Annotated in this window: 9 protein-coding genes; 1 reads left to right on the forward strand and 8 read right to left on the reverse strand. The window is 65.4% G+C overall.

The features are described from left to right. Positions 1 to 24 precede the first annotated feature (24 nt). A complete protein-coding gene (locus IEY55_RS13235) occupies positions 25 to 1,227 on the forward strand; it encodes a DNA glycosylase AlkZ-like family protein (RefSeq protein WP_189057566.1) in 1,203 nt (400 codons plus the stop codon). 335 nt (positions 1,228 to 1,562) lie between these two features. Here the strand turns inward: IEY55_RS13235 and IEY55_RS13240 are convergent, their stop codons facing one another. From IEY55_RS13240 to IEY55_RS13275, 8 genes are all read right to left on the reverse strand, one after another. After that, positions 1,563 to 2,261, reverse strand: coding sequence for an ester cyclase (locus IEY55_RS13240; protein WP_189057568.1), 699 nt, complete (start codon positions 2,259 to 2,261; stop codon positions 1,563 to 1,565). Between the two features lie 71 nt (positions 2,262 to 2,332). Then, positions 2,333 to 3,319: an ester cyclase gene (locus IEY55_RS13245; RefSeq protein ID WP_189057570.1), complete on the reverse strand. Its 987-nt coding sequence runs from the start codon at positions 3,317 to 3,319 to the stop codon at positions 2,333 to 2,335. A gap of 245 nt (positions 3,320 to 3,564) precedes the next feature. After that, complete coding sequence (locus IEY55_RS13250; protein WP_189057572.1) at positions 3,565 to 4,968, reverse strand: cytochrome P450; 1,404 nt, start codon at positions 4,966 to 4,968, stop codon at positions 3,565 to 3,567. A gap of 73 nt (positions 4,969 to 5,041) precedes the next feature. Continuing rightward, entirely contained in the window at positions 5,042 to 8,143 is a 3,102-nt protein-coding gene (locus tag IEY55_RS13255) for a type I polyketide synthase (protein WP_189057574.1), read from the reverse strand. Continuing rightward, the gene (locus tag IEY55_RS13260; RefSeq protein ID WP_189057576.1) at positions 8,064 to 11,918 is read right to left on the reverse strand and encodes an FkbM family methyltransferase; all 3,855 of its coding nucleotides are present in this window, start codon (positions 11,916 to 11,918) and stop codon (positions 8,064 to 8,066) included. The genes IEY55_RS13255 and IEY55_RS13260 overlap by 80 nt, the downstream gene beginning before the upstream one ends. Continuing rightward, a complete protein-coding gene (locus IEY55_RS13265; protein ID WP_189057578.1) occupies positions 11,915 to 13,198 on the reverse strand; it encodes a serine hydrolase domain-containing protein in 1,284 nt (427 codons plus the stop codon). The genes IEY55_RS13260 and IEY55_RS13265 overlap by 4 nt, the downstream gene beginning before the upstream one ends. Continuing rightward, on the reverse strand, positions 13,191 to 19,343 hold the full coding sequence (locus tag IEY55_RS13270) for a polyketide synthase (protein WP_308424757.1): 6,153 nt from the start codon (positions 19,341 to 19,343) through the stop codon (positions 13,191 to 13,193). The genes IEY55_RS13265 and IEY55_RS13270 overlap by 8 nt, the downstream gene beginning before the upstream one ends. Continuing rightward, a complete protein-coding gene (locus IEY55_RS13275) occupies positions 19,325 to 20,596 on the reverse strand; it encodes a serine hydrolase domain-containing protein (protein ID WP_189057582.1) in 1,272 nt (423 codons plus the stop codon). Before IEY55_RS13275 ends, IEY55_RS13270 begins: the two co-directional genes overlap by 19 nt. Positions 20,597 to 20,619: the final 23 nt, after the last annotated feature.

The following is a 20,619-nucleotide window of genomic DNA, read 5'->3' on the forward strand; positions in this document are numbered from 1 at the left end:
ATATAAGATGCCATACTGGTGCCCATGACAGCTGAGGTGGGTCTGGAGAAGTTACGAGCGTGGTGGTCACACCGGCAGGGCCTGGACGGGACGCTGGCCGGTGCCTCGGCCGCCGAGGTGCTGGCCCGCACCGGATGGGCGCGCTCCGTGGGTGGCTGCGGTCCATACCTGGGCCTGTTCGCCCGCGCCGGCCTGGACCGTCGGGCGGTGGACGAGGCCGTGGCGAACCTGGAGATCCACGAGCTGCCCTCCGCCCGCGGGTGCACCTACGTCCTGCCGAAACAGGACTTCGCCCTGGGCCTCACCGTCGGTGCCGGGGCGCCCGAGGGGGAGATCGCGGCGGCGGCCAAGCACCTCGACGTCACCCGAGCCGAGATCGACGAGCTGTGTGACGCGATCGTCGACGCCCTGCAGGCGGCCGCGGAACCGCTGGAGGCGGCCCAGATCAGGCAGGCCGTCGGTGACGCGGTCCGCAACCTGGGGGAGGCGGGCAAGAAGCGCGGCCAGACGACCACCCTCCCGATGGCCCTGGGCCTGCTGCAGGCACAGGGCAGGATCCGGCGGGTGCCGGTGAACGGACGGCTCGACCAGCAGCGGTTCGGCTACGTGGCGTGGTCCTCCTCACCACTGGTCGAGCCCGCGCCCGACACCGAGACGGCCCGGACCGAGCTGGCGAAGCGGTACTTCGCGTGGGCGGGGCCCGCATCTTTGAAACACTTCCGGTGGTTTTCCGGCTTCACCGCCGCCCAGGCCAAGAGCGCGGTCGCACCCCTGGACCTGCAGCCGGTGGAGGGTACCGACCTCCTGCTGCTCCCGGACCACGTCGCGAAGTTCGAGAGCTTCTCGGTACCACGCAAGCCCTCCTACTCCCTGGTCGCCGGTATCGACGGGATCCATCTGCTCCACCGCGAGATGAGCCGGCTGCTCGATCCGGCCGACGCTGCACGGCAGTCGCCCGGGGCCCGGGCCGGCCGCACGCTGGGGGGCGAGGCGGATCCACAGTCACCGATCATCGTCGACCGCGGACGCATCGTCGGCCTGTGGGAGTACGACCACGACACGGGCAAAATCGTGTACCAGTCGTTCGGCAAACCGGACAAGGCGCTGAGCGACGCGGTGGCCAGGACGGAGCAGTTCGTCCGCGACCAGCTCGGCGACGCCAGGATGACGAGCCTCGACTCGCCCAAGAGCCGCGCGCCACGTATCGCGGCGCTCCGCGGCTCGTAACCTCCCTGAAGGCCGTCTTGACCAGGAAGCTCGTGACCACCTGGTTTCCGGCGGGCGAGGTCGCGGACCGCTGCCCGACATCCCGTTGCGGAGCATGATCTGGACACCAGTGGCACGAGTTCCCGAGCAGACACCGAGTGCGATGCTGTTCCTCCAAGACGCGAGGCAGCAGCTGCTCGCGTGCTCTTCCGCGGAGGGGTCCAGGACATTGTGGACGATGGGGCGGATGTGCTCTCATCCCAGGCGCGTCGAGCACGAAAGCAGAGCACCATGATGGGTCCCGGGGCCGCGGTCAGCCGCCCCGGGACCCACAAAGCCCTCGTGCTGCCATCCCTTCAGTGTTGGTCCTCCTCGTTCCCCTCGGGGCGAAGGTAGTTCTCCGCGTCGGTACCGACTCGCGCGGCGTCCGCCTCGGTCATCTTGACCGCCCATGGCACCACCGGACGTTGCGGTTCGCCGGAATCGTCACGGCGTACGAAGGTGAGGTTGCTCCCGATCTCCTCCGCAGTGCGCAGGAAGTCGTAGATGCCCCAGTGCTCGGCGATCTTGCCGTCCCGAATCCGGACGACCTCCATGCCGGGGATGACCACCTCCCGCCCGGTCGGCGGGATCCCCATGAACTGGCCGTTGTGTTTGGCGTGCAGGTTGTACATGACACCGAGGAGGTCGCCCTCGCCGATGATCGCGATGTTGTCCTCCAGCGGGTCCTCGAAGGCCGACGCCCACGCGGAGAACCGCATCTGGACGCCCTCCAGGCCCGGCGGGTCGCCCGGCATGGCGGCGTGGTCGACGAAGTCCTCGGTGAGGTTCCGCCGCAACGTCTCGGCGCTCCAGTCGTTCGCGTTGAAGACCTCACGCTGGAAACGCAGCAGTACCTTCTTGTTCTCCTCGATGCGCGGAACGTCCAGCACCGCTTGGACAAGCTGTTCGATGCTGACGTCGACACCCAGCAACTCGCGAAGTCGGCTGGCCGCTCGCTCCACCTCGACCTGATGCCGATCCTGCGCAGCGGTGGCGGGTTTGCCGGAAGCCATCCTCTTCTCCTCATCCTGGACGAAAACTGGCCGAGCTAGCTCGGCGCGTCCTGCGCACTGGCGGGACGATGTCACTCCAGGCCATCGATGCCGTATCCGTGCTTCTGGTGGTGTTCGCAGTAGATCTCGCCCGGCGGTGCGATCATCGCGCAGCGACGGAGGGTGCCCTTGAGCAGGGTCTGACACTGCCGGCGCTTGAGCTCGATCAACGTCTTGAGCTCGGTCAGCTTATCCTCGGAGGCACCCGCGGCGAGCGCCGCCTCGTAGGCACGCTGCGCCATGCTGCTGTCGAAGCCCTGCTGTGCCCGGACCGCCATGACGTCCTCGGTGAGCGGCGCCATGATCTGATTGGCGAAGATGTCCTCGAACGGGTTGATGTGGCGGTGTTCCACGATCAGGTCGTCCCGCACCTTGATGGCGTGCAGGGTGGGGATCGCGATCTGATGGTCCTTGGGCGGCCGTCCCGCGAACTCCTCGTACTGCGTCCCACGGCCGGTGATGAGACCGACCACCGCTTCCTCGTCGGCCGAGATGATCTCGTTGATGACCATGAACCAGTCCGGGAACGCCCGGAACAGTCCCTTCAGCATACGGGTGTGCGCTCTCGGGCTGATCGGGTCGTTACCGAAGTAGGTCTTGCTGCGGAACTCCGTGGGATGGAAGAGCTTCTCCATGTTCTCGTAGTCGCGGGCGTTCTCGTACTCGATGTACCGGTAGAAGATGTCGATGTTCTTCTGCCGGAGATCTCCGTCGACCCGCGACTGGTACACGGTCATCGTGCCGTTGATCTGGCCGGAGACGGTGGCCAGGAAATGGTCGAACAACTGCTCCCGCGCCGACGGTGGCAGCCGGGTGATGAGCGACAGGTTCTCGCGCAGGGTTGTGTTCCACTCCTTCGGGTCGTCACGGTGGAGCGTGGCGACCTCGCTGGAGGGCCTCCCCGCGGTCGTCCCCGCACCGCTCGAGCTCCCTTCGCCCCTCTCGAACCAGCGGCCCTGAAGTTCCTGAAGCGCAACCTCGTCGAGCTGGTGCCCACCCTTCTCGATTCCACCGCTCATATCCGTCCTCCCGGAGTGCAGGATGGTGTGCGGCCGCTCCGCCCGCGCCGGCGACGGGAGAGCCGTCTGCCGGCGTGGCGGGAAATCTGGCCTCCTCGGTCCTGTGCCAAGGTGCAGAACGCTTCGCCAGCACCCTCGGAACCCACTCTTTCACTGGCGACCCGGGAGCACTTCTTCGTTGTTGCTGGGCATGCGGCAGCAGCACGACCGGCGGTCGGTGAACGAGCAGGTCCTTGGCTGGCGGGTCAGCCAAGGTCGACCATCCGGCGAACGTTGCCCAGAATTTCCACTGCTCGTACGGGTTCGCACCGGGATCGGACCAAGGCCGGCAGACCGTGCTTCGGTTGCGACACCATCAGGCCGCCCCGGTCGACACGTAGCCGCGGGTACAACACCAGTCGCCAGTGGTGGAGAAGAACGGCGAGGACGAGCTTCATCTCCATCATGGCGAGCCCCGAACCCAAGCACATGCGTGGTCCCGCCGAGAACGGCAGGTACTCGAACGGATCGCGGTTTCCAGTCAGCCAACGATCCGGATGGAACCGGTTGGGTCGCGGGTAGAGTTCGGGCCGGCGGTGGGTCACATAGGGGCTGAAGATCACGTGTGCGTCTTGCATCAGTCGGTAGGGGCCGAGCTCGGTGTCTTCCATGCTCACCTTGCTCCACCAGGCGACCGGAGGGAACAACCGCAAACTCTCCTTGATCACCCGCTCCAGGAGCGGTAGTGCCGGGAGCGTGGACGCGTCCGGTGTCCCGTGGCCCAGAACACCGTCCACCTCGTCCAGCACGTCGCGGAGAATGCCGGGATGTGTGGACAACAGGAGCAGAGTCCAAGCCAGCGAACTCGCGGTGGTGGCGTGGCCGGCCATGAACAAGAAGGTCGTCTGGCCAACCAACTCGTCGTCGGTGAGCGGTGCCTCATCCTCCTCGGCGTGCATCAGGCGGGATAGCGCGTCCGTGCCACCCGGCCCGCTGGAGCGACGCCGGGCAATGACAGCTCGGACATCGCGTTCCAGCTGTTCGGACAGCTCCAGTAGCCGACGGTACGGAAAATTGGGTAGGTTGACCGGGAACGAGATCGCCGGAACGGAGAAGACGGAGTCCATCCAGTCCTGCAGGAGGCGGCTCACCTGCGTTCCCGCACGATCCGGCTCGAGACCAAGAAGCGTCTTGATCGCGATCGCCATTGTGAGGGCCCGCATCTCGGTAAGGATGTCGATCCGGGCGTCAACCTTCCACCGAGCCACGTGCTGTTCGGCGAGTCTGACGATGTCCGTCGCATACTTTTCGACATGCCGGCGGCGGAGCGCCGCGGCCACGAGCTTGCGGTGCCGCCTGTGCCGGGCGCCGTTCATGTTGGTGAGGCCGGCATAGAGGCGGCTGAGCGAGCTACCCTCCGGCATCCGGAGCGGTGACGAGGCGGCGTCCAGGTTGCGGAACAGGTCGGAGTTGGCCAGGACGAGCTGGTTGTAGCGCGGCGAGAACACAACCACGTAGTCCGCAGTCCCACGGGCGAGTGATGCGACTTCTCCATAGCGTTCGTGCAACTGCTGGAGATAGCTGATGGCATCCCGCAGGAACATCGCGAGGTTGCCGCGGAACCCCAGCAGCGGCAGCGCCCGTGGTCCGGGGATGAGCTCCGAGGTCACCGGCCCACGCTGTCATCGGCCAACCTCCGCTGGCTTCTCTCCGGTTGCTGCTGCGGACAGGTTCCGAACCCGCTCAACCCGGTTGTCCGGCACGAAGCTCGTCAATGCATTCGGCAAGACCCGCCACGGTGGGGGACTCGACGAGCGTGAGCAGGGAGAGCTCTATGCCGAAGCGGTGGTTGATTCTCCGGATCACCTGCGTGACCATCATGGAGTTACCACCCAGCTCGAAGAAGTCGTCGTGGCGGGAGATATCAAGCGTACCAAGAACCTCCCGCCAGATTTCAGTCACCTGGTGCTCCGTCTCGCTCGGCTGCGGATCCCTACCGCGCACGGTGGACGCGTGACGCGCCGAAGAGCGGTGAGCTGGTATCCGGTGTCGCGCTCGGCGAACTTTCGAGCTGACTTTGGCCTTGCCGTTCCGCATTATCTCCCACAGCCGATGCCCGAGGAGGCGAGCTGACCCAACCGATGGCGCGCCATTTCCGTCCAACCAGTGTCGTTGTCGCTGGAAAGGGTAGGTGGGTAGCGGTACCCGATGTCGCCGTTCCTGAGCCCAGAACTCGGTCCAATCGATGTTGACGCCGGCCAGCCAGAGCTGGCCCAGCGTGTCGAGCAGGGATGCGAGGCTCGGCCCGGTGTGCGCCGACAGCGGGTATGAGGTCAGCGTCGGGTGCCTGTGCTCGTGACGGAAGTGGAACCGCACCAGGGTGCTCAGTGCGCGTCCCGGACCCACTTCGAGGAAGAGCCGGCCGGGGTGCTCCAGTAAGACCCCGATCGCGTCGCTGAGACGTACGGTGGAACGTAACTGCTGCGACCAGTATGCAGGGCTCGTCGCCTCCGCGGCCGTGATCCACGTTCCCGTCACGTTGGAGAGGAACGGTACCGACGGTGGTGTGAGCGTCAGGCCGGCGACATGTTTCTCGAAGGAGCGCAGAACCGGGTCGAGCAAGGATGAGTGGGCCGCGGCGCTGAGCGGGAGACGCAGCACCTCGGCGCCGTCCGAGACCAATCTCGCACCCAGCCTGTCGATCGCTGTTACCTCGCCGGACACCACGCAGGTGTCCGGCGCGTTGACGCTGGCAAGGTCGAGTTCGGCGTCGAGGAGCGGAACCAACTGCTTCTCAGGAAGGTTGACGCTCAGCATCGCGCCGGGCCCGACTGCCTCGAGCAGGCGGCCCCGGACGACTGCGATGCTCAGGGCGTCCGTGCGGCTCATCACGCCGGAAATACACGCGGCGGTGATCTCTCCCAGACTGTGCCCGACCATCGCCGAGGGCCGCACACCCCACGACATCCACAGAGCAGCGAGTGCCTGCTCGACGAGGAGGACTGCCGGAAGCTGGACCGAAGGGCGGGAGAACTGGTCGCGCTCGCCGTCCTCGTGGTCCAGCAACAATCTACGGAAGTTGGTTTTCGAGAGTTCCTGCAGCTCCGCGAGCCCGCGGTCCATCTCATCGCGAAACACCGGTTCGACGGCGTACAGTTCGGTGAGAGCGGGTATGTTCCGGCTTCCGCCACCCGGAAACATGAACACGACGCTCCTGGTTGTTGCTTCCCCGGACCGTACCCGTTTCGGTGGCAGAGTACCCAGGACTTCGGCAGCGTCCGCCGCATTGCGACACACCACTGCTCGTCGATGACGAAACCCTCTACGACCGAGTTGGAGCGTGTATGCGACGTCGGCGAGGCTCGCCGGAGGTGCGTGCCCGAGCCGGTCACTGAGGTTCCTGGTCGTGGTCTCGAGTGCGCTGGTCGTCCGAGCCGAGAGCAGGAGAAGCTGGAGCGGCCTGCTGGGGCCGGAGGCCATCGTGGATGGCGCCTCTTCCAGAACGACATGGGCGTTCGTGCCACCGATACCCAGCGAGCTGACCCCGGCCCGTAGGGGGAGCGGACCGTGCCAGTCGGTAAGACGTGTGTTGACGACGAACGGGGTGCGGCCGAAGTCGATCTCCGGGTTGGGGCTTTCGAAGTGGAGACTCGGCGGTATCTTCCTGTGTTGTAGGGCGAGTACGGTCTTGATCAGCCCCGCGACACCGGCCGCCGCGTCGAGGTGCCCGATGTTCGTTTTCACCGAACCGATCGCGCAGAACCCGTTACGGCGGGTACTGCGATTGAAGGCTTGGGTGAGCGCCGCGATTTCCACCGGGTCGCCGAGCGCCGTACCCGTCCCGTGCGCCTCCAGGTATGAGACGGTTTCCGGGTCCACACCGGCGTTGGCCAAGGCTTCGCTGACCACCTCGGCCTGGCCCGTCACACTGGGTGCCGCGTAGTCGACCTTGCCGGCACCGTCGTTGTTCACCGCCGAACCCTTGATGACCGCTCGCACGTGGTCACCGTCGGAAACCGCCTGGGCCAGCGGCTTCAACACAACCACCCCCACCCCGCTGCCGAACAGGGTTCCGGCCGCCCGCGCATCGAATGCGCGGCAGTGCCCGTCCGGTGATAGCACGCCGTCCGGCTCGTGGACGTACCCCTCCTTGTGGGGAACCTTCACCGCGACCCCTCCGCAAAGCGCCATGTCGCACTCACCGTTGAGCAGGCTCTGACAGGCGAGATGCACGGCGACCAACGAGGTCGAGCATGCGGTCTGCACCGTCATGCTCGGCCCCGTCAGGTTGAGCTTGTACGACACTCGTGAAGTGAGAAAGTCCTTGTCGTTGGCGACGAGACCGAACAGGTAGTTGTCCCTCATGGCGCGCTGTGCGGCAGTGGACAGCAGATAGGTGTTCATCGCGGCGCCGGCGAAGACACCGACCGCACCCTGGTACGCGCCGGGTTCGTAACCGGAGTCCTCCAGCGCGCTCCAGGAACATTCGAGAAAGACCCGCTGCTGGGGGTCGAGCAGGGCGGCTTCCCTGGGCGAGTAGCCGAAGAACGCCGCATCGAACCTGTCGTGATCGTCGATCACAGGGGCGGCACGCACGTAGTCGTGGCGCGACCAGGTATCCCGCCCGACACCGGACTCCCGTAGGTCGTCGTCGGTGAAAAAGGTGATCGACTCGACTCCGGCCACGAGGTTGTCCCAGAACCGGGCGGCGTCGGGAGCGCCGGGAAAGCGGCACGCCAGACCGATCACGGCGATGTCCTGGTCGTCAACCATCATCAGGTCGCCTCCGCCGCACACCACGTCCACCCGCTCGATGCACCGCACGTCGGCGCCGCCCACGGGCATGTCCGACCTCGCCCACTCGGTCGGAAGGGTCCTCGCCATCCCGCAGCATGCTTGCCATCGCCGCGACCGTGGGTCGCTGGAAAAGATCCGCAACCGGCATCGTCCTACCCACGCGGTCGCTCAGTTCGGACATGACCTGGACTGCGCGTAGCGAGGTGCCGCCGAGCTCGAAGAAGTTGTCGTCAACGCCGATCTCCTCGGTACCGAGAACGCGACGCCACAGGTTCACCAGCTCCTGCTCGACATCGTCACGAGGGACGGTGATGATGCGTCGCGTCGTCGGCTTACGCCGAGTTCGCCAGTTCTCGATCGCCGAGACGATGGAGTCCAGGTCACGGAGGTCATCTGCGATGTGTTGGTAGAGCGAGGACGGTAACCGGTACCCGCGAGCCGCCGTCGTAGCGGGCTCGGCCCGGTTGGTGTCCCGGGGCATTGCCGCTTCCGGCCGGAAGGTGAGGTGAGCCGCGGCGGAAGCGGCAACTATGAAGAGCGCCGTAGAACCGTCGTCGTGGAGTGTCTCGGCCGTGTCCTGGAAGAAGCGGCAAGCCGGTTCGTTCCGCCCGGAGTACTCGAAAGGGACCTCGACTTTGGCCAGTCCGCCCGCCAGAGCAAGCTCTCCCAGCTTGGAGAGCATCCGGTGCTCCACACCGCGGCCCAGTGCCCTGCAGCTGAGAAGGAACGTGTTGACCGTCAGCGTGTCGTCGACGGGCCGGTAGAGCATCGCGCCGACCAAACCGTAGTCACCGAACCGGTCGGTGACGCGCACGGCGAGACACTCGACGCCCGATGCGAGTAGGTGATGCAGGTCGGTCTCGCTATGTCGGACGGCTCGTGTCGTGAACTGGTTCGTGCGTAGCGTGAGCTGCGCGACACGCGGGTAGTCCTCGGGAGTACAGCGCCGGATCTCTACCCGTAGATCCAGGCTGGTGAGGAAACCCTCGAAAGTCAACGATGAGTTTCGAAGGGAGCTCCGCCGTTTCTCCGCCAGGTAGCGGGCGGCTCTCGTGCGGTCCTCATCCGTGACCCGGGGACGGTCGAAGGCCCAGACGTGCTCCAAAAAGTCTGGAACCTCCGCCGCCACGTCCGGAATGCGTAGCACCACAGCATCCGGGCAATTCGCCAGCACCTCAGCACATTCGACCGGATCGTCATCGAGCAGCACGAAGCTGTCCGAGCTCAGGTTGAGCTCGTTGGCCAGCGACACGATGTTGGTCGATTTCGGCTTCCAGTTGAGCCGATGTGCCGTTAGCCGCTGGAGAGTGAGGGGCATGTCCATTCGGTGTGCGAAGACGGACAGCACGTCGCGACTGTCGTTTTTGCTGCAGAGTACGAGTAACGTTCCTTGCTCTTGCTGCCGAATGGCGAATTCTTGTACCTTCCGCCTGGGTGTGTCGATCACCAGCTCAGCAGGGCTCTCCTCGCCACATGCGCCGGTCCACAATGTGTGGTCGCAGTCCAGCGCCAGGACCTTCACCGGGAGCTGGCGGGATGCAACGTACTTGCGTGCGATCACGGTGCCGAGTGCCGCAAAGTAGCGGACGGTGTAGGGGACGCGGCCGAGCTGGTCAGTGTACTCGTCATGCGGATTAGCCACCGGGTACAGGTCCTGTATCTGCTCCGGGGTGACCACGATGACGTCCGACTGGCTTTTGAGCCTGTCGACCATTTCCTGCTCCGCTATGCGGACCACCGCCTTGCGTCCGGGATCACTCGTGGGAACCGGCGACGATGGGCATACGACGACGATGCATGGTGCTGAGCTGAGCTGACGGTGGGTTCGCAGAGCTCGGACCAGATCTCGTGCGTTGCGTTCCATAAGCGTCGCCTCTGCGGAGCCACCGATGCGTGGTGGGGCTGCAGTGGGGCGCCGCGCGAAGACGTTGGTGAACCCCGTTCCCGTCAGTACGTCGTGCTGGTTGTCGACGACGACGTTGTATCCACGGTCAAGGAGCGTGGTACGTATCTGTTCGACATCCTCACGGCGATGTACCTCGATCACGATCTGGCGTATGAGTGGCCAGTGCTCGTCCTGGATCCCGGAGAGGATGGCGTTCTCGCTTCCCTCCGTGTCGATCTTGAGCAGATCGACGCATTCGATGCCGTACTGCGAGATCACGCTGGACAGCGTCCTCGTCTCTCGTAGCGAGACGTCGGCGTCGAGACGCTCCTGTGTGAGCTGCTCTACGAGGGGGGCGAGGTGGGGGGAGTGCTCTGGGAGGCGGGGGCGCAACATGTTTCGGACGATGGTCCGGATGGCAGCACCATCCCGTGACGGATCCGCGACAAAGCTCGAGAAAGCGGGTGAGTTGCGGTAGAAGGTGAACGGTCTTCTCTGTGCCCTGTCCGCGAGCCCGAAGTTGAAGACCTTGGTGCCCGGGCAGTGCGCCGACGTGTTCATGCGCAGCACCTCGTACACCGGGGGCGCCGGTTCGAAGGCGTACACCCAGGAGTTCGGATAGTGGGCGTGAACGAAAAGGGTGAAAAGTCCGATGTTCGCGCCGACGTCGAGTACGCAGCACCCCTCGTGAAGCTCAACCCCGTGCTGGAGGTAGGACCGCCGAGAAAAGATCTCGTCGTAGAGGAAGTCGGTTTCATGGGAGACGAGATGTGCGATCTCGCCGATTCCTGGCAAGGTTCGGCGGGGCCAGTGGGGGGGAAGGGGCTGCCGGGGCTCGGCGGCTGACGCGAGGGGAGTAGCTCCGTTCCGGAGCCAGTCCGTGGGGCGAACCAGGACGACATTGGCGCCGTCCGTGTTGGTGGACATCGGGCTACCCGGGTCCAGCAGCTGCTGGAAAACCTGGTTGTATCCGGCGAACTCGATGTCTGCGGGCGTGTCGAGGGCGTGGAACCAGAACGACAGCGGTTCCTCGAGGGGTTCGGCGGTGAAGGTGGCGGCGACGACGATCCTGGGGCGGACAGTGGCGGGAGGGTCGGCTCGTTTGGGCAGTGGCAGCAGGCGCAGTCGGAGACCGGACATCTCGACGAGCGGACGCCCGTTGTCGTCCGTGATCAGGACGTCACCCTCGAGTTCGTCCGAACCGGGGGCGTGGGTGCGGATCCGGGCGTAGGCCCTACCGGTGGCGCCCGGTGACCGGTGAAGGAGAAGCTGGTTGCAACCGACGAGCGCGAAGGTGCGATCGGCAACATCAGCCGCGGCGGCGAGCACGTGTGTTGCGCTGTCGAGAACCGTTGGATGAATCAGGTAGCGGTGCAGCTCCTCGGCAACCCGTGCTGGTGCGCGCAGAACGCCCATGGCGGCTCTGTCTCGGACGTAACAGCGGCTGACAACTCGGAATGCCGGTCCGTAGTGGTTCCCGGTCCCACGTAACCGGTCGTACATCGCGTCGCCGGTCAGCTCCACGCCCTGTGTCCAGTACGGTTGTGTTGGATCCAGGATTCCCGCTGTGTCCCCGCCCGTCCTCGTGGCAGGGCTACCGACCAGCGCTGTCGCGTGACGGACTCCGGTGCCACTGGAGATGACACACTCCCGTCCGTTCTCGATGGGGGTTGAGAGCTGGACACGGACTTCGCGTGTGCCATACGGGGGAACGATGAAGACGTGCTCGAATGAGATGTCGTTCACGACGGGCGGTGGTCGACGGTCGAGGTCGGTGGTGGCGGCCAGGGCCATCTCGAGATAGACGGAGCCGGGAAGCACCACCGCTTCCTGGAGCCGATGGTCCACGAGGTACGGAAAGCGATCGACGCCGATATCGAGGACCCAGGGGCCGTTCGGGGACGTTGACCGCCCGCGCAGTGGACTGGACAGCGTCATTGACGCGACTCCTTCAGACCCGCACAGACCGCCGGCACGAATACGCGGAAAATAGCCTTCATCCCCGTCCCCATGTTCGGGTTGACGGCAATATTGGGCAGACGTTGACTGAAGAAGACACCGAGCAGCGGCTCTTCGGAACGGAGTTCCATCCAGCAGTATGTCATCTTGCTGCCGAGATGTTCCAACGTGTCGCGGCCCTGTCCGTAGGGCGTGCCGGAGCGCCGGTAGCCGAACCCCAAGGTGTGACCGAAACCGTGGTCCTCGACGAGCAGCCGGACGATCTCCGGAGACAGCACCCTCCGGCTTCCCAGATAGCCGCCGTCGCGAAGCACCCGGAGAAAGGTCAGCAGGTCGGAGACGGTTGTATACATTCCCCCGTCCGGGAAGACGTAACGCCAGCCGCGACGGAACTTGTCCCAGCCACCGTTCGGCCCGGGAGCGACCTCCGGCGGCATCGCGCCGTCCCGGGTGATCAGCGTGACGTCGGCGATCCTGGACCGCTGGCTCGCCGAGACCCCCTCGTCGATCCGCTGGTCGAGCAGGACGTCACCGGTCTTCTGGGCCACGAAGAACGAATCGGTCATGCCGAGCGGGCCGAACAACCGCTCCTTCACGAAGAGGTTGACCGACTGTCCGGACAGCATCTCGACGATCCGTGCCGCCACTACATGGTTGATCGGGCTGTAGAGGTACTCTGTGCCCGGTGCGGTGAGCGGCTCGTAGTATTCCATGAAGTACCGGCTGACCTGCTCAACCGTCTGTGTTCGGGCGGGACAGCAACGACCATCGACAAAAACGTACTCGTTGGTGCCGCCCGGGTAACACGTCCACGCCGAGGTCGGACCGAGTTCTGTGCCGGCTTCCGGGCAGTGGGGTAGTGGTCCGTCCGGGTCGTTGCACGGTGTCCTGGGGCTCTTGGTGTAGTGCTGAATAGTGGGCAGGCCGGAGGTGTGCTGCAGAAGGTGCCGTACGCGGATCTGCCGCTTGACCGGACTCCATGCGTACGCCTCCATTCCGGGGAGCCGCCACACCTCGGCCTCGACGTCCAACCGTCCGCGCTCCTGCAGGGCCAGCAGGACCGCGGTGGCGGTGAACGCCTTGGACATGGTGCCGATCTCACAGATCTTGTCGGGGGGCCAGTCGCCGACCGTCCCGACCAGGGGACCGTCCGACCGGGTCTCGACGGCGAAGACCGCGCCGGGCAGGTTGGCCGGGTCGTTGCGATGCGCCGCCCGGACCTCGTCCACAACTCGGTCCCACCACACGGGTTCACCCATCCTGTCCTCCGAGACGTTCTCGCACTGTCGCGACCTCCCGGGACAGCCGGAACACCTGCTCGATTCGATCTGCCAGCTCCTCGACCGTCGGTGCTTCCACGAGTGCAAGCACGGGAAGATCGATCCCGAACGTGGTACTGAGCCGCCCTACGACGTCGGGAAGCATCACCGAGTGTCCACCGAGGTCGTAGAAGTTGTCCCGCACGCCGATCGGGACGTCTCCGAGAACGGCTCGCCACACCGCGGTAACGGCTGCTTCCGTGGGTGTTCGGGGTGATTGCGTGGCGACCCGCTGGTCCTCTGCCCGTTGATCGGGGGCGGGAGCAGGTTCGGGAGGTGAGGAATCGACGGCAGGTATCGCGGCGAGGCCGGCCGAACCGCCGGACTGGTACCAGAAGCGTCGATGCTCGAAGGGATAGGTGGGGAGCGGCACCCTGTTCCGGTGTTCGTCGGCGGTGAAAGCCGACCAGTCCACCTCGGCTCCCGCGAGCCAGAGCCTGCCCAGGGCACCGAGTACGTCGTCAAGTTCCGTCCGTCCGGACCGTGACTCGGGCAACGACGGCAGCACGCGGGACGAGATCCGCTGTTGCCGGGCGATCGAGGAAAGAACGTGGCCCGGCCCGACCTCCAGGAGAATGGACGGTCCCAGCTGTGTCAACGCCTGGAAGCCGTCGCGTAGCCGGACCGGATGCCGGAGTTGTTGTGCCCAGTAGTCGGGAGAGGTCGCGTCCGTCGGACGGATCCAGGTACCATGAACATTCGATACGAACGGAATTTCCGGCTCTCGCAGGGAAACTTGCCGAACCTGCTGCGCGAAGGGTTCGAGTACCGGGTCCATCATCGGCGAGTGGAAGGCCCGAGAGACAGCGAGCGGTTGAACGGGAACCGTGCGCTCGCGGAGAATTCGCTCCAGCCTGCGAACCGGGCCCGTTCCGCCGGAGACGACGCACTGGGACTCGCCGTTGACCGCCGCGAGCGTTACCTCACCGTCGAGGTGAGGTACCAGTTCCTCCGCCGGAAGCTGGACGGCGAGCATCGCCCCCGCAGGCTGTGCCTGCATCAGCCTGGCTCGTGCAGCGACCACCGACACGGCGTCCTCGAGTGAGAAGACCCCGGCCAGGCATGCGGCGGTCAGTTCGCCGACGCTGTGGCCGATCATCGCCACCGGACGTAGGTCCCAGCGGAGCCACAGACCGGCCAGCGCGTACTCCGTGGTGAACAGTGCAGGTTGGGCGAACAGGGTCTCGTCGAGTCGTCCGTCCTCGGAGTAGAGCACTTCTCGTAGATCAGCTGAGAGGTAGGGCTCAAAAAGCTCGGCACATCGGTCCACCCTGCGGCGGAACTCCCGCTCGAAGCGGTACAGGTCCCGACCCATCGCGGTGCGCTGGGCGCCTTGGCCGGGAAACATGAAGACCACGTTCGGGGTTTGTGCCGGACACATCTCCGTCCATACGCCCTGCGAGTTGGGATCACGCAGCTTTCGCCCCGCGTCGTCGCGGTCGCATACGACGGCACGGCGGTATGAGAGCGGTGTCCTACCGGAGCGCAGGGTGTGAGCGACATCGGCAAGGTTTCCCTGCGGGTTTCGGGAGATGTGGTCGGCGAGCGCGACACTGGACGCGTGGAGAGCGGTAGCGGTGCGTGCGGAAAGCAGCAGCAGTTGACGCGGTCGCGACGGACTCGACGAACGAAGCCGCGGTGGTTCCTCGAGAACCACGTGGGCGTTGGTCCCACCGACCCCGAGCGCGTTGACAGCAGCCCGCCGGCGAGCGTTCCCGGCAGGCCAGGGCGACAGCTTGTCGTTCACCTGGAAGGGTGTGCTGTCGAAGTCGATCTCCGGGTTGGGCCGGTGGAAGTGCAGGGTTGCGGGAATCTCGCCGTGCCGCAGCGCGAGGATCGTCTTCAGCAGCCCGGCCACACCCGCAGCGGCATCCAGGTGGCCGACGTTCGACTTGACGGATCCGATGGCGCAGAAGCCGCTGTCCGGGGTGAACATTCGGTAGGCACGTGTCAATGCAGCTACCTCGACAGGGTCACCCACGGCCGTCCCGGTTCCGTGTGCCTCGATGTATGAGATGGTGCGTGGGTCCACGCCGGCGTCACCGAGGGCCTCCACCACGGCGGCCGCCTGGCGTTCGACACTCGGCGCTGCGTAGCTGACCTTCATCGAGCCGTCGTTGTTGACCGCCGAGCCCTTGATGACCGCGTGGATCGTGTCCCCGTCAGCCACCGCGTCGTCGAGTCGCTTGAGGACGACGAGACCAACGCCGCTGCCGAAGATCGTTCCTCCTGCCGCCGCGTCGAAGGGGCGGCAGTGCCCGTCCGGACTGAGGATCCCTCCCCTGTCGTGCAGGTATCCGGCGCGGTGCGGGACACGTACCGACACCCCCCCGGCCAAGGCCATGTCGCATTCCCCGTACAGCAGGCTTTGTACGGCGAGATGCACGGCGACCAGGGAGGTGGAGCATGCGGTCTGCACCGCGAGGCTGGGACCGGTTAACCCGAGCTTGTACGACACGCGGGTGGTGAGGAAGTCCTTGTCGCTACTCGCCAGCATCATTACGTAGTCGTCGACGAAGCGAGGTTGCAGACCACTGTGCATCAGGTAGGTGTTGAAGGCGGCACCACCATAGACACCAGTGCGGACATTCTGTTGGCCGGGGGTGTAGCCGGCGTTTTCGAGCGCGGTCCATGCACACTCGAGGAACAACCGGTGCTGCGGATCGATGAGTTCTGCTTCCTTCGGGGTGTAGCCGAAGAAGGCGGCATCGAAGAGCGATGGATCGTCGAGAACAGGTGCGGCACGTACATAGTCGGGGTGTGCGAGGAGTGTCGGGTCGACGCCGGCGCTGGCCAGGTCCTTGGTGCTGAAGAAGGAGATCGACTCGACGCCCGACCTCAGGTTGGCCCAGTACCGGTCCAGGTCGCTGGCGCCGGGGAAGCGTCCGGCCATCCCGACAACTGCGACCTCGGGGTGTCCGTCTTGCGGCGGTTCGGGGTGGCGGCGGGTCGCGCGTTTCCGCGCCCGCCGCCTCTCGCCGAAATGTTGTTCCGCCACGAGTGGCTGGGACGCCTTGTTCTCACCGGTGAGCGCCGTGCTCAGTGCGCGCACGGTCGGCCGGTCGAACAGTCGGACGAGTGGGAAGTCAGGGTCGAGGACGCGGCGCAGCTCCGCGACGAGCTGGGCTGCCTTCAACGAGTTGCCACCGATTTCGAAGAAATTGTCGGACGGGTCCACGTCCGGTAGGTCGAGCACCCGTTTCCAGATGTCGCTGACGATCTCCTCGACCCTGGAACGGGTGATCGGTTGTGGACCTTCCGGAACCGGAACGGGCTCGGGTAGCGCCCGGTGATCCACCTTGCCGTTCGGGGTCAACGGAAGCTGTTCCAAAATGACGAACGAGGACGGAACCAGGTAGTCGGGCAGTATCTCCCGAAGCCGACGGCGAAGCTGTGGCCCCAGCACCCGCGCGGCTTCGGCGGCGCCCGGGTTGCTGGTGTAGCCAGGGGGGAAGAGCCTGCGGCCTCCCTGCATGGGCAGCGGACACCGCACCGAAACGGACCCGTCGTGGAAGACGACGTCGTATCTGTCCAAGTCGCTGCCCCAGCTGATTTCCGTGGCCAGGGAAAGGCGGTCACCAAGGAGCCAGAACTCCTCGGCATCGGCACCGGTGACAGCACAGTGCCGGCTTTGCGCCTTCAGCTGTCCGACGGTGGCTGACTTCCTTTCCGTGACCAGTTGACGGGCGCGGACTAATGAGCGGACGCGCTCGTTCGGTACGCCACGGATTCCCAAAGGGTGTTGGCCTGCGGCCAAGATGTGCTCGAGCCGGGCTAGGTCCAGATCCGCGGACCAGTCGTGCCAGGCGGGCTCGGCCTCGGGGGCAGCCTTGCTGCCGGAACGGAGCATCACGTCGTAGCGGAAGCATGTGAGTTCGTTGACGTAACACCCGCGCTTGAGCTGCACGCTGATGTTCCGGATGTCGGGTATCCGTGTTGGCAGCGCGCGGAACAGGTCCGGGTCGACAACCAGTTCCTGCTCCCGGTTCATCCGCCCGGCGACCCGGCGACACAGCTGCTCGACAGGGAGCGAGTCGGGTGCCCGCTCCAGTTCCACCGACAGATGGAAGACCTCGAGTAACGGAAGGCTCCGGACGTCTCCGATGAAGATCGAACCGCCGGGACATAGCAGACGGACGGCTTGGTCCAGCACGTCGACGAGGTACTCGGCGCTGGGAAAATGCTGGGCAACCGAGTTGAGGATGACCGTGTCGAACGTTCCTGGTTCCAGCCCGGAGAAGTCGTGTGCCGGCCGCTGGAGCAGTCTCACGTGGGGCAACGAAGGCTCGTGCGCTTCCAGTAGGCTCCGAAGATGACCGATCGCTACCGACGAGAAATCGGTCCCGTGGTAGAGGTCGCAGTGGGGAGCGACACGGAAAAGCAGCAGACCGGTACCGCACCCGATCTCCAGTACCCGGCGAGGCCGTAGGGCAAGGATGCGACGGACCGTGTGGTCGACCTGTTCCCGCATCTCTTCGGGTGGGAATGGACGCCGGGTGTAACTGTTGACCCAGCCGGTGATGTTGAACGACGGGTCCTTCCGCGCGTGGGGGTCGTCGTCGATTCCCCGGTAGATCACGTCCTCGTACAGGTCCCGCCAGCGGCCGAGGACATGCCGGTCCTGGGCGGTTCGTCGGTCCCGCTCCGGCACGACGTAGGCGACCAGTTGCTTCTCTCCCGACGGCTGCTCCCGGACCAGGACGACGCTCTGCCGCACCTCGGGAAGCCCGTGCAGGGCGGCCTCGACCTCGCCCGGTTCAACGCGGAACCCGTGCAGCTTGACCTGCCGGTCCCGCCTCCCCAGGAACTCCAGGACCCCGTCCGTGCGGTACCGTGCAAGGTCTCCGCTGCGGAACAGACGGGCATCAGGAACATGGCTGAACGGGTTCGGGACGAAGCGCTCCCGGGTCAGCTCCGGCCGGTTCAGGTAGCCCAGCGCCAAGCCGTCACCGCCAAGGTACAGCTCACCCGTCTCGCCGACGTCCACCGGTCGCAGTTGCTCGTCGAGCAGGTAGACCTGCGTGTTGGAGACCGGGCGCCCGATAGGAACGGTTGTGTCACCCTCGGGAACCTCTCGCACCAGCTGCCAGGTGGAGAACGTCGTGTTCTCCGTGGGCCCGTATGCATTGAGGAAACGGCGAGGTGGGCCGGACACCAGCACCCGCCGCACCCACCGGGCATCCAGGGACTCACCTCCGACGAGTAGATGGGTGACCGTGGCGAAGGCGTCCGGTACTGCAGCGGCAATGACGTTGAACAGCGCGGAAGTCAGCCACAATACGCTGATCCGCAGCTCGCGAATACGGGAGGCGAACTCCTGGGGTGCGAGGAGCCAGTCGGGTGGGATGATGACGAGGCTGGCACCGTTGGACAGGGCACCCCAAATCTCGAACGTGGCCGCATCGAAGGACACGTTCGACGCGTGCGCGACGCGGTCCCTGGGGTTGATCTGGATGTAGTTCGTCTCCCGGACCAGACGGACAATCGCCCGATGGGGTATCAAGCTTCCATTCGGACACCCGGTTGACCCCGAGGTGTACATGACGCACGCGACATCATCCGCACGTGCGCTCTCATCCGGATCATTGGTGACAGTGTCCCCACCGTTGGTGTTTGCTTGGTCGACGCACACGACCTCACCGGCGAAAGGGGGAAGCAGGTCGGCAAGGTCACTTCTACTCAAGACCAGTGAGATCCCGGCGTCCTTGAGCAGGAATCCCAGGCGTCGCTGTGGTGCTGTGGGGTCGAGCGGTACGTAGGCCCCGCCCGCGCGCAGTATGCCCAGCATGGCGGTCACCAGGTCGATGGACCGTTCGATACAGATGCCCACGGGCGTACCGTGCTCCACGCCGTGACGGCGTAAGCGATGTGCCAGAAGGTCCGCACGACTGTTCAGATCCTGGTAGGTGGTGCGGGTACCGCTCTTCGCGTCGATTATTGCCGCAGCATCTGGCCGACGTACCGCTTGCTCAGCGACGAGCTCTTGAACACCGGCGTTTCTCGAGTATTCGGTCCGGGTGTCGTTCCACGACGCCGGCACGGGAAAGTGTGCCTCGAACTGTGGCGTCACCGCTGACTCCCGCACGCAAGAGGTACGAAGTGGCGGAATATGACGCGCAGGCCGTCAACCATGTTGTTGTTGACGACCGCGTTGGCCAGACGCTGGCTCAGGAAGACGCCCAGCATTGGCTCGTCCCGGCTGGGGTCATACCAGAAGTAGGTCATGATGTTGCCGAGATGGTCTAACGTCCCGGGCCCCTGGCCATAAGGGGTGGTGGACGCACGGAAGCCGAAGCCCATAGTGTGGGAGAAGCCGTGATCCGTCACGAGAAGCTTGATCACTGCTGGCGAGAGGACTTGGGCGTCCCCGCGTAGTCCACCGTCCCGAATCACCCGCAGATAGGCGAGGAGATCACCGGCGGTGGTGTACATCCCACCGTCCGGATAGATGAACCTCCACCCACGCCGCAACTTGTCCCACGTGCCGTCGGGACTCGGGGCCACCTCCGCCGGCCATCCTCCGTCCCGTGTGATCAGCGAGACCTCGGCAACACGATCGCGTTGCTCGTCGACGACTCCCTCATCGATGCGCGCGTCGAGTGCTGCGTCGCCGGTCGGTTGCGCGACGAAGAAGGAATCCCGCATATCGAGCGGGTCGAACAGCTTCTCCTTCAGGTACAGATTCGGTGACCGTCCGGTGAGCTGCTCCACGATCCGGCCGGCCACGATGTAGTTCGCGGAGCTGTAGGAGTACCGGGTGCCGGGCTCGTGGACCAACGGGTAGGTTCGCATGATGTGGTCGCTGACCTCGTCGAGTGTCGCCAACCTGCCGGGTCGGCACGTCCCGGTGACCGGCACGGGCTCGTTGGTGTATCCGGGTGACCCGATCCAGGGCACGGTTGGGCCGACCAACTCGGCCCCGGGGAGGTCGGGCGGTGGCTTCGTCGGGTCGAGGCAGGGTGATGCGGGTGCTTCCGCGTAGGGGAGAAAAACCGGCATACCGCTGGTGTGCTGCAGGAGATGACGCACCCTGATCCGGCGCTTCGTCGGGTCCTCTTCATAGGTGGTCATGCCCGGGAGCGCCGTCACCGGAAGATCGATGTCCAGGGCACCCGTTTCCTCGAGCGCCATCAGCAGGGCCGTCGCCGTGAACGTCTTGGTCATCGAGCCGATGTTGCAGATCGTCCCGGGTGACCAGTCCTCGCCCACGCAGCTGACCAGCGGGCCCTCCGACGGTGTCTCCACCGCGAAGACCGCGCCCGGCAGGTTGGCCGGGTGCGTTCGCTGGAAGTCGACCATCTCGGCGACGACGCGTCGCCACCAGCTGCCGCCGTTCATCGTGATGCCCCAGACCCAGCAGA

Source organism: Longimycelium tulufanense, from assembly GCF_014645795.1.
GTDB classification, from domain to species: Bacteria; Actinomycetota; Actinomycetes; order Mycobacteriales; family Pseudonocardiaceae; genus Longimycelium; species Longimycelium tulufanense.

Bases quoted from the DNA above. Each gene is read 5' to 3' on its own strand.
- IEY55_RS13235 (WP_189057566.1), top strand. From the start codon at position 25: ATGACAGCTGAGGTGGGTCTGGAGAAGTTACGAGCGTGGTGGTCACAC.
- IEY55_RS13240 (WP_189057568.1), bottom strand. From the start codon at position 2,261: ATGGCTTCCGGCAAACCCGCCACCGCTGCGCAGGATCGGCATCAGGTC.
- IEY55_RS13245 (WP_189057570.1), bottom strand. From the start codon at position 3,319: ATGAGCGGTGGAATCGAGAAGGGTGGGCACCAGCTCGACGAGGTTGCG.
- IEY55_RS13255 (WP_189057574.1), bottom strand. From the start codon at position 8,143: ATGCCCGTGGGCGGCGCCGACGTGCGGTGCATCGAGCGGGTGGACGTG.
- IEY55_RS13260 (WP_189057576.1), bottom strand. From the start codon at position 11,918: ATGACGCTGTCCAGTCCACTGCGCGGGCGGTCAACGTCCCCGAACGGC.
- IEY55_RS13265 (WP_189057578.1), bottom strand. From the start codon at position 13,198: ATGGGTGAACCCGTGTGGTGGGACCGAGTTGTGGACGAGGTCCGGGCG.
- IEY55_RS13275 (WP_189057582.1), bottom strand. From the start codon at position 20,596: ATGAACGGCGGCAGCTGGTGGCGACGCGTCGTCGCCGAGATGGTCGAC.